Origin of the sequence: Streptococcus sp. 2018037, from assembly GCF_019754195.1 — a bacterium.
GTDB lineage: Bacteria > Bacillota > Bacilli > Lactobacillales > Streptococcaceae > Streptococcus > Streptococcus hashimotonensis.
On record NZ_JAIJZQ010000041.1, the window covers coordinates 1 to 9,999 of the forward strand.

8 protein-coding genes are annotated in these 9,999 nt (G+C 43.3%); 1 reads left to right on the forward strand and 7 read right to left on the reverse strand.

Going from position 1 to position 9,999, the window contains the following annotated elements; all coding sequences use genetic code 11:
- Positions 1 to 396: 396 nt before the first annotated feature.
- On the forward strand, positions 397 to 507 hold the full coding sequence (locus tag K5Q29_RS10245; protein ID WP_313681250.1) for a putative holin-like toxin: 111 nt from the start codon (positions 397 to 399) through the stop codon (positions 505 to 507).
- A gap of 268 nt (positions 508 to 775) precedes the next feature.
- Here the strand turns inward: K5Q29_RS10245 and K5Q29_RS10250 are convergent, their stop codons facing one another.
- The 7 genes from K5Q29_RS10250 to K5Q29_RS10280 all read right to left on the reverse strand — a co-directional run bounded on the left by K5Q29_RS10250 (position 776) and on the right by K5Q29_RS10280 (position 9,689).
- Positions 776 to 1,009 carry a GlsB/YeaQ/YmgE family stress response membrane protein gene (locus K5Q29_RS10250; protein WP_002938398.1) on the reverse strand — a complete coding sequence of 78 codons (234 nt, stop codon included), beginning with the start codon at positions 1,007 to 1,009 and terminating at the stop codon, positions 776 to 778.
- Positions 1,010 to 1,067: 58 nt separating this feature from the next.
- On the reverse strand, positions 1,068 to 2,309 hold the full coding sequence (locus tag K5Q29_RS10255) for an aminopeptidase (protein ID WP_105139707.1): 1,242 nt from the start codon (positions 2,307 to 2,309) through the stop codon (positions 1,068 to 1,070).
- Positions 2,310 to 3,077: 768 nt separating this feature from the next.
- On the reverse strand, positions 3,078 to 3,680 hold the full coding sequence (locus tag K5Q29_RS10260; RefSeq protein WP_105139708.1) for a nitroreductase family protein: 603 nt from the start codon (positions 3,678 to 3,680) through the stop codon (positions 3,078 to 3,080).
- A gap of 236 nt (positions 3,681 to 3,916) precedes the next feature.
- Complete coding sequence (locus tag K5Q29_RS10265) at positions 3,917 to 4,588, reverse strand: LemA family protein (RefSeq protein ID WP_044671676.1); 672 nt, start codon at positions 4,586 to 4,588, stop codon at positions 3,917 to 3,919.
- A gap of 11 nt (positions 4,589 to 4,599) precedes the next feature.
- Positions 4,600 to 8,991, reverse strand: coding sequence for a PolC-type DNA polymerase III (locus K5Q29_RS10270; protein WP_105139709.1), 4,392 nt, complete (start codon positions 8,989 to 8,991; stop codon positions 4,600 to 4,602).
- Between the two features lie 248 nt (positions 8,992 to 9,239).
- Positions 9,240 to 9,362 carry a putative holin-like toxin gene (locus tag K5Q29_RS10275; RefSeq protein WP_313770365.1) on the reverse strand — a complete coding sequence of 41 codons (123 nt, stop codon included), beginning with the start codon at positions 9,360 to 9,362 and terminating at the stop codon, positions 9,240 to 9,242.
- 183 nt (positions 9,363 to 9,545) lie between these two features.
- Positions 9,546 to 9,689, reverse strand: a complete 144-nt coding sequence (locus K5Q29_RS10280; RefSeq protein ID WP_105139711.1) for a putative holin-like toxin — start codon at positions 9,687 to 9,689, stop codon at positions 9,546 to 9,548.
- Positions 9,690 to 9,999 lie beyond the last annotated feature (310 nt).

The window sequence follows — 9,999 nt, forward strand, 5'->3', positions numbered from 1 at the left end:
CAGCTAAGTGATTTCCCAGCTTCCAAGTGGAGTAGAACAATTTCTAGTTTCTCAGAGACAGACTTTGGACTTCTTTTGGACATAATAAAACTCCCTTTATAGTTTCTAGTGAAAATTTTTGTTTTTTCACTGTCCACTATAAGGGGAGTATATCATCCGAAGTTTGGTTTTACAGTTCATTTTAACTCCGTCTGGAACTGCTAAAAATTGCCACCTGCGATAATACTTGTTAACATCTTCTATCCAAAATATTTTTGGTATACTGAAAATGTAATACGTATTTACTTTTTATGGTATAATTATTTAGTAGAAAAGTGAAGACGGTGGCTCTCGAGTTTCTGAAAGTGAGGTGATGCCTATGGGCAATTCATCAAAATCTAACAGAAAGGGGGGAGCATTCTTTTGACAGCTTTTGAAGTTGTACAAACGATTCTAGCTTTTGGTAGCTTTACCATTGCTTTAATCAGCTTGTGCTATAAAATCTTCAAAGAAAATGACAAAAAATAATCCGTCCCCACTTTTGCGCGAGTAGGACGGATTAAATCTAAACTACGAGCCACCGTCTTTTTAACGGTTCTACGTTTGGTAGTTGTTAGCGCAACTACCTTTTTCTGTTTCTATTATAACATGAAAGCTGTAGAAAGCAACTTAGAATGATGTTTACATACCAGAAAAGTTGTGTCAATTTTTTAAAAAGCAAACTATTTGGCAATTCACGCAAATCCCTCTACAAATAAAACCAAACCTCATCCGAAGTTTGGTTTTACAGTTCATTTTAATTCCGTCTGGAACTGCTAAAAATTGCCACTAACAATACTGCTCCAAAGACTGACGGTACCAGGGCCATACCAGCAAATTGTGGTCCCCAATCACCAAAGAGCAACTGCCCAATCCACGAACCAGCAAGCCCAAGGATAATATTCCCCAGACAACCACGACGGTCATCTGACGAAGTGAGAGCACCTGCAATTAAGCCAATAATGGCACCTGCGATAATACTTGTTAACATCTTGTATTCCTCCTATTCTTACAAAATAAGACTGGTTGCCCAGTCTTATATAATATCATTAGATAGCCCACTCACCGTCACGGAAGATTGGCACACGAGTACCGTCTTCACGGATACCGTCAATATTCATCTTGTTAGAACCAATCATGAAGTCCACGTGAACATCTGAGCGGTTGAGACCAGCTTCTTTCAGCTCTTCTTGGCTCATTTCTGTACCACCTTCAATAGAGAAGGCATAGGCTTGCCCAATTGCCAAGTGGTTTGAGGCATTTTCATCGAAGAGGGTGTTGAAGAAAGTCACACCTGATTGAGAAATCGGGCTCTTGTCTGGCACAAGGGCAACTTCACCGAGACCGCGTGCACCGGCATTGTCAAAGACCAATTTCTTCATGACTTCGTCGCCTTTTTCAGCTGTTACATCCACGATTTCACCATCTTTAAAGGTTACTTTGATACCTTCGATAATATTGCCGTTATAGCTAAGTGGTTTTGTAGACGTTACATAGCCGTCTGCCACACGGTAGTCAGGTGCTGTGAAGACCTCTTCTGTTGGCATGTTGGCAATAAAGTGTTCACCTTGGGCATTGACCGAACCAGCCGCTTCCCACAAGTGATTCTTCGGCATACCAAGAACGAGGTCAGTTCCTGGTGCTGTGTAGTGCAATTTGACAAACTGCTCGTCGTTAAGGATCTTAGCCTTAGCCACCAAGCGTGCCTCATGCTCTTCCCAAGCCTTGATTGGATCTTCTTCATAGATACGGCAAGTCTTGAAGATTTGATCCCAAAGGAGGTCCACTGCCTCTTCGTCAGACGCTGCATTTGGAAAGACTTTTTTAGCCCATTCCAAACCAGAGGCTGCACCAAGTGTCCAACTAACCTTGTTAGCTTGCGTTGCTTGACGCATTGGCTGCAAAGCTTGGCTGAGTGCACGAGCGTTGCGAGACAATTTCTCTGGATCCACACCGTCGTAAGCTCCTGGATCTTCAGACAAGACCACCAAACGGCTTGCCTTGCGCTCTAGGAGGTAGTTCATTTCAGTAACACGTTGTGGATGAACTTGTTCCAAGAGTTCCACATCAACATTGACCAAACGTTCACGCGCAATCACATCGTCCAACCAGTTGACCAAGACTTCCTTAGCACCGTGAGCATAAGCCTCTTTGACAATCAAACGAGCCAACTCAGCCTGATCTACTCCAATTGTCAATTGAATCGTGTGACCCGGCTGCACATTGATACCTGTTGAAACCAAAAGTTTAGCATATTTAGCGAGATTTTCTTTAAAATTTGGTAATACCATCTTTTTCTCCTTTATACTTTGAAATACCCTATTATTGTATCATATTTTGAAGCTGGGCTGACAAAAAAACTTCCTGCTGATACGGGAAGTTTCAGATTCTATCCAACAGTCTTACACTCACCAAGGTAAGCTGACAACGGATATTTTCAATTTTCGCAGGATAAAGTTTTCAGTTTGCTTTTAGTATTAGCTCTAACTGTCTGGGAGACAGTTAGAGGTTGGAGATAAAACGAACAGAGTTCGTGTCAACAGCTGCAGGCATAACTCAATGCTCTCTTATTTCTAGGCATTGACTTGAAACAGTCCCCCAGACTGTTTCAATCAGGCAAGGCGAGTTCAAACAATCCAGTGGATTGTTTGAAGTTGGAGATAAGGCTAGGCAGAAAGTCCAGACTCGCTTCTCAGAGTTCGTCTTCCCACTCCCCATCTGCCGACGTAATAAAGCAAACTGTAAGTATGTATACTCAATGCAAATTGAAAATAGCCTAGCTTCAACTATCTGGGAGATAGTTGAAGGGTGGAGATAAAGCGAACGGAGTTCGTGTCAGCAAGCCGAAGGTAGAACTCCGCTCCTCTCTTGTTTCAAGGGAGCCGGCTGTAAAGCTCCACTGGAGCTTTACACTCATCACATCAAGTCAACAACGTCTGATCCCGATTTTCGCAGGATAAAGTTTTCAGTTTGCTTTTAGTACTAGGCAACGAGCCGCAGGCATAACTGGAGTTAGGCAAGGCGAGTTAACGACGTAATAAAGCGAACTGTAAACTTTACTAGTTACCAAAAACCTTTACACGGTCCCCATCCGCCATATAGTCTTTGTCTGCTGCTGGAGCTGCGATGCTTCCGAATGATGCTTGTGCACGGAGTTTCCAGTTAGCTGGGATACCGTATTTTTCAGCAACTTGTGCGTCAACCAATGGGTTGTAGTGTTGTACGTTCATGCCGATATTTTTCTCAGCGAAAGCCAACCATACTGCGTACAAGTTGATACCGTGAGCTTGTTCAGACCAGATTGGGAAGTTTTCAGCGTAAAGTGGGAAGCTTTCTTGCAAGCCTTTAACCACGTCTTGGTCTTCGAAGAACAAGATAGTACCAGCACCAGCCGCAAAACCAGCCAAACGACCTTTTGTAGCTTCAAAAGCTTCTGCAGGCGTTACTTTTTCCAATTCGCTGTAGGCAATTTCGTTCCAGAAAGCATCTGATTCAGCACCGAAAAGTACAACTGCACGGCTTGATTGTGAGTTGAAAGCTGATGGAGATTCTTTCATGGCCTTTTCTACAAGCGCTACTACTTCTTCGTTTGATACTGGCAATTCTTTACCAAGTGCATAGATAGAACGACGAGTTTCTTGAAGTTTTGCAAAGTTTGACATATGTTTTCCTCTTTTCTTATTGTTACTACATAGTAGTTTTTTGTCACTATATAGAGATTGTATCATTATTACTAAGTAGCGTCAAATTCCTAGTCTGACTTTTTTATACTCCGTGAAAATTAAGATAGTTACAGCAGATAGTCTGATTTTCATAAAGTAGTGACAGAGAATTTACAAAAAGATGGCAAAAAAAGCCTATCAAATACTTAAGATACATTGATAGACCCTTCTTTATCTTATAGCCCCAACATCTCGTCTGTAAAATCAGTCAGCGAATGTTCCTTATAAAATTCCAAGTCCTTCAGGCGAATGATTTTGGCAATGATGCTAATCGGAAACTGATGCAACAGAGTATTGAAGTACTCAACCTGCTGATTGTATGAAATCTTCCATTGTGCTAAATTATTTTCTGTTTCAAAAATTTCATTCAGTAACCTTTCAATATGTTTATTGGCCATCAATTCCGGCATTTGACGCAAAAATTGACCAAATTCTTGTGAACTTTCAATCTTGGTGGATTTCATAACAGTTTTTTCTTCAACCGTTCGAATTTTGGAAACGGATTTATTGATGTCCAAAATGGTTTCTTTTTCAAGATTCTGGTGTTTTTCAACCAAGCGGTTTGCTTTCTCCATCAAGGCCTGATTGCGCTCTTCAATAACAACGATATGACTTTTACTAGCTTTCGCGGCTTGTTCAGCCTGACGAAGCTGGTTATACTTCATAATAATATGGAGAATGAAACTCGTTAGTATACCAGCAATCACAGTAAAACCTGGAAAAGGTTCGTAAATACCTGATGATGATTCCGGTGTGGCAAAAGATAAGATCAATGTCCACAAGATAGTAGAAAGCAGTACTAGACCAATTCCTTTTAATAACTCAACTAAAATATTTCTTTTTTTCATCATTTCCTTTTTTAAAACAAATCATCAAAGAGACTCAACTGGTTATCCTCTGGCATTTTACCGAGAATGCCCATTTCATCCATTTTTTCAACAAGCGTACCTGACAATCCACCACGTTTACGGAGTTCTGTCTTGGAGAGAAATTCTCCTTCGGCACGCGCCGCCACAACCTGCTTGGCAACGTTCTCTCCCAGACCATCCATAGCGACAAATGGTGGGATGAGGGTATCTTCTTCAATCAAGAAGTCGGTCGCATGAGACTTGTAAAGGTCCAATTTGCCGAACTTGAAGCCACGTTCCAGCATCTCATTGACCAATTCTAAGGTGGTGTAAAGGTCCTGCTCAACGTTTGAGGCTTCATTGTTTTTCTTCTTAAGAGCAATTTCTTCCATCTTAGCCTTGACTTTATCTAGACCGCCTGACATGGTCGCCAAATCAAAGGCCTTGGCACGAATAGAGAAATAAGCACAATAGTAGTAAAGTGGGTGATGAACCTTGAAATAGGCAACCCGCAAGGCCATCATAACGTAGGCAGCCGCGTGGGCTTTAGGGAACATGTACTTGATTTTCCCACAGGATTCGATGTACCAGTCTGGAACCTTGTTATCCTTCATGGCTTGAATGTAGCCATTTCGCTCTTCCTCAGAAATCTTGAGCCACAAGCCCTTCCGCACCCGCTCCATGATATTAAAAGCCATCTTAGGTGGCAAACCTGCGTGCATGAGGTAAACCATGATGTCATCCCGACAACCGATAACAGTAGATAGATTAGCAATTCCTGCCTTAATCAAGTCCTGAGCATTGCCCAACCAAACGTCTGTACCGTGCGATAGACCAGATAACTGCAAGAGTTCCGAAAAAGTGGTCGGTTTGGTTTCCTCCACCATCCCCCGTACAAAGTTGGTGCCAAATTCAGGAATGCCCAGCATACCTGTCGGTGTCCCAATCTGCTCTGGGGTAACTCCCAAAATTTCCGTACCAGAAAAGAGGGCCATCACTCCCTTATCATCAGCAGGAATGGTCTGCGGATCAATGCCCGACAAGTCCTGCAACTTCCGAACCATGGTTGGATCATCGTGTCCCAGAATATCGAGTTTCAAGACGTTTTCATCAATATCGTGGAAGTTAAAGTGGGTGGTCTGCCAGCTGGCCGTCACATCATCGGCAGGATACTGAACAGGTGTAAAGTCATAGACATCCATGTAGTCAGGGAATACGATAATTCCCCCCGGGTGCTGACCAGTCGTCCGTTTGACACCAGCCGATCCAGCAGCCAGGCGTTCTACTTCCACATCTCGATAGAATTTGCCATAATCCCGCTCATAGCCTCGGACAAAACCATAGGCAGTCTTAGCAGCTACCGTACCTACCGTTCCTGCACGGAAGGCATTTTCTTCGCCAAAAATATCCCGAACATCCAAATGAGCAGAGGGTTGGTCATCCCCTGAGAAGTTCAAGTCAATATCAGGAACCTTGTCTCCATCGAAACCAAGGAAGGTCTCGAAAGGAATGTCCTGTCCATCTTTTTTATACTTGGTCCCACACTTTTCACAATCCTTGTCTGGCAGGTCAAAACCTGAACCATAGGAACCATCTGTGATAAATTCACTGTGCTGGCAATTTGGACAGACATAGTGAGGAGGCATAGGGTTTACTTCGGTAATCCCAATCATAGTCGCAACGAAACTGGAGCCGACAGACCCCCGTGAACCCACCAGGTAGCCCCGCTCGTTGGAACGGTGCACCAACATCTGCGACGCCAGGTAAATCACGGCGAAGCCATTACCCAGAATGGACGTCAATTCCTTCTCAATCCGCAGGTCAATAATATCAGGCAGAGGATTGCCATAAATTTCAAAGGCTTTTTGATAGGTCAATTCCGCCACCGTTTCCTCGGCCTTCTCAATATAAGGCGTGTAGAGGTCGGTCTTGACTACCTGAACATCTTCAAACCGATCGAGCATGGCATTGGGATTGGTAATGACAATCTCACGCGCCAGACTTTCTCCCAAGAAAGCAAACTCGTCCAACATCTCGCTGGTCGTTCTAAAGTGGGCTTTTGGCAGAGGAGCTGGTTGAGCATTCTCACCATTTCCGATGGTCCAGTTAATCGGTGCCCCTTGACCTAGAGCACGAACAATGATTTCCCGATAGATTTCCTCTTCGGGGTCAATATAGTGAACATTTCCTGTCGCCAAAACTGGCAGACCTGCCCTGCGTCCTACCTCAATCAACTGCTTGATAGTTTCTTCAATCTCTGCCATGTCCTTAAACTGCTCCTTTGCAATCATGGGAGCATAGAGGGCAGGTGGCATGACTTCGATAAAATCATAATAGGCTGCCGTTTTAACCGCTTCATCTATCCCTTTGGAGAGCAAGTCATCGAAGACCTCGCCCTCTTGACAGGCTGTTCCCAATATTAAGCCTTCACGATGGGCATTGAGAACGGTCCGTGGAATACGTGGAACTCCCTCAAAATACTTGGTATTGGAAAGAGAAACCAGTTTGAACATATTTTTCAAACCAACTTGATTGATCACATATAACGTGGCATGCTTGACACGAGCCTTCTTATAGGAATCCTCCGCAATCAGCTCCGTATTTAGCTGGTTGAGATTGGTCAAATTGTGCTTCTCCAGAGCATCTTTTAGGAAGATGAAGAGCAGGCGCCCTGTCGCCTCCGCATCGTAGTTGGCCATGTGGTGATGTTCAAGAGCAACACCAAACCGCTTGGTGAGAGGACCTAAACCATGACGCTTAAAGTCGGGGTAGAGGTTGCGAGCAAATTCCAAGGTATCAATGACAGGCTGGCTAATAATAGGTAAGCCTGCTCGTTCATAGTTGACATTCATAAAGCCAACGTCAAAGGTCGCGTTGTGGGCAACCATGACGGAATCTTGACAGAAATCTTGAAACTCACGCAGGACTTGTTCCAGAGGTTTAGAACCGCGCACATGCTCATCAGTGATTCCAGTCAGATCTGTTGTAAATTGACTGAGCGGATGACCTGGATCGATAAACTCATCAAATTCCGCAATAATATTGCCCTTGTGCATCTTAGACGCCGCAATCTGAATCAGGGCATTGTTGACTGCAGAGAGACCGGTTGTTTCCACGTCAAAGACCACATAGGTCGCTTCGGACAGGACTACATCTGCTTCGTTGTAAGCAATGGGCACAGAGTCCTCGACAATATTGGCCTCCATCCCGAAGAGCGGCTTAATCCCAGCTTTACGGGCAGCATGATAGCCATGGGGGAAGGACTGGACATTGCCATGGTCAGTAATGGCCACCGCCTTGTGTCCCCAAGTCGCAGCACGTGCCACCAAGTCCTCAACAGCAGGCAGGGCATCCATGGTAGACATGTTGGTATGAGCATGAAACTCGACCCGTTTCTCCCCTTCAGGCATAAGGTCCTTACGGATTTCCTTCTTGACCTCTTGGACTTCCTGCACGTTCATAGTCAAATCACGAGTGAAATTATTGGTCTCCACATTGCCTCGCACCCGCAACCAGTTGCCCTTTTTGACCATATCAAACTTCTGAGCCTCTTCCTCATTCTTAGCCCACTTCTGCAAGGTGAAGGACGAAGTATAGTCGGTCATCTTAAAGTTGATAATGACCCGCCCCGTCTTGGTCGTCTTCTGCTCAACCTCAAAGACCAGTCCCTCAAAGACAATCAGATTTTCCTCGCTATCCACCTCAATCATAGGCGTAATCTCAGCCTTTTCAATATTGACCTTGGCAGGACGATTTTTCTTATATTCTGGGACAAATGGCTGAGCTGCCTCTGGTGGTGGCGCCATTTGAGCCAGTTGTTCAAGGGCCGCCAAGTTTTCTTCATTAGCTTGCTGGTAAATTTCTTCATTTTGCGCATGGAAAATCTCCGCTTGTTGCTGCGTCATTTCCTGACAGACTTGGATGTCCACCGCAAGATTGCCAAAACCAAATCGCTTGTATTGTTCCACAAGATTTGGCAGATGATTCTTCCGAAAATGATCTGTGTCAATGGTTTCAGGACCTTTTATCCACAAAACACCATCTCTATAAGTCACCTCTAATGGCTGAAAAAGAGCCTTGAAGCCTGCACTCTGGCACAAATCTTCCGTAAAAGCTTCTGGATAATAAGCTTCTACCAAACCAGCTTCAAAGGCCTCCGCATCGCTGACAATAGAAAATTGAATCTTATTGCCCACCTTTTCAAACTCCGTCGCCAAACGAGCCTTGAAGAGTTGATAGTCCATGAGCGGCAAGGGGGTTTCAAAACGGAAGGTAAATTCCCAGAGTTTGCTGACCTTGTGCAAGACTACTTTCTCAATCGTTGCAGTCGAAAAAGCCCCTGATTGTCGTGCATCAAGAGGCATTCCGATTTGTTGTAGCAAGAGTTGAAACTTATCTGACATACTTATTTCCTTTGTAGTTCGTTAGAAACATTTTACCATAAATGAAAGAATTTTTCTTGGACTAAGCCAGGGACTTTTCTGGCAGGACACCACCATTTAAACTGGCTTTTTCAAGCTTTCGTGTTATAATAGAGATAGAAAAAGGTAGTTGCGTCAACAACTACCCAACGTAGAACCGTTAAAAAGACGGTGACTCGTTTATATTAGACTATAACTCGTCCAGCAACTCGGTCAAAAGTGGGGACGGGTTATTTTTTGTCATTTTCTTTGAAGATTTTATAGCACAAACTGACTAAAGCAATGGTAAAGCTACCAAAACCCAGAATCGTTTGTACAACTTCAAAAGCTGAAACCAGCTTCCGACGTTTTATTTTATAGGCATGAAATTCCCAGTATGCCACTGCCTTTTAAACTTGCTTTTTCAAGCCTTCGTGTTATAATAGAAATAGAAAAGGTAGTTGCGTCAACAACTACCCAACGTAGAACCGTTAAAAAGACGGTGGCTCGTTAATTTTAGCTAAAGAAATAGCCGTTACTTGCCAAAGTATGGACGGCTATTTCTTTTGGTCATTTTCTTTGAAGATTTTATAGCACAAACTGACTAAAGCAATGGTAAAGCTACCAAAAGCTAGAATCGTTTGTACAACTTCAAAAGCTGTCAAAAGAATGCTCCCCCTTTCTGTTAGTTTTTGATGAATTGCCCATAGGCATCACCTCACTTTCAGAAAATCGAAAGCCACCGTCTTCACTTTTCTACTAAATAATTATACCATAAACTTGATAAAAATATGAATACAGAACAAAAATCCTCAGAACGCTTTCCGAGGATTTTGTTTATTTATATTGTGAACTTTCCAATACCTAGTTATTCCAGCGTACTTATACTTAACAAAAATCAAAAATAGCGTTATAATGGTATTATGACAAAAGAACTTACCCAAACACAAGTCGAAGAATTAAAGCAAGCACTTAAAGATAAAAATAATGCTCCGCATCATAGAAAAATAC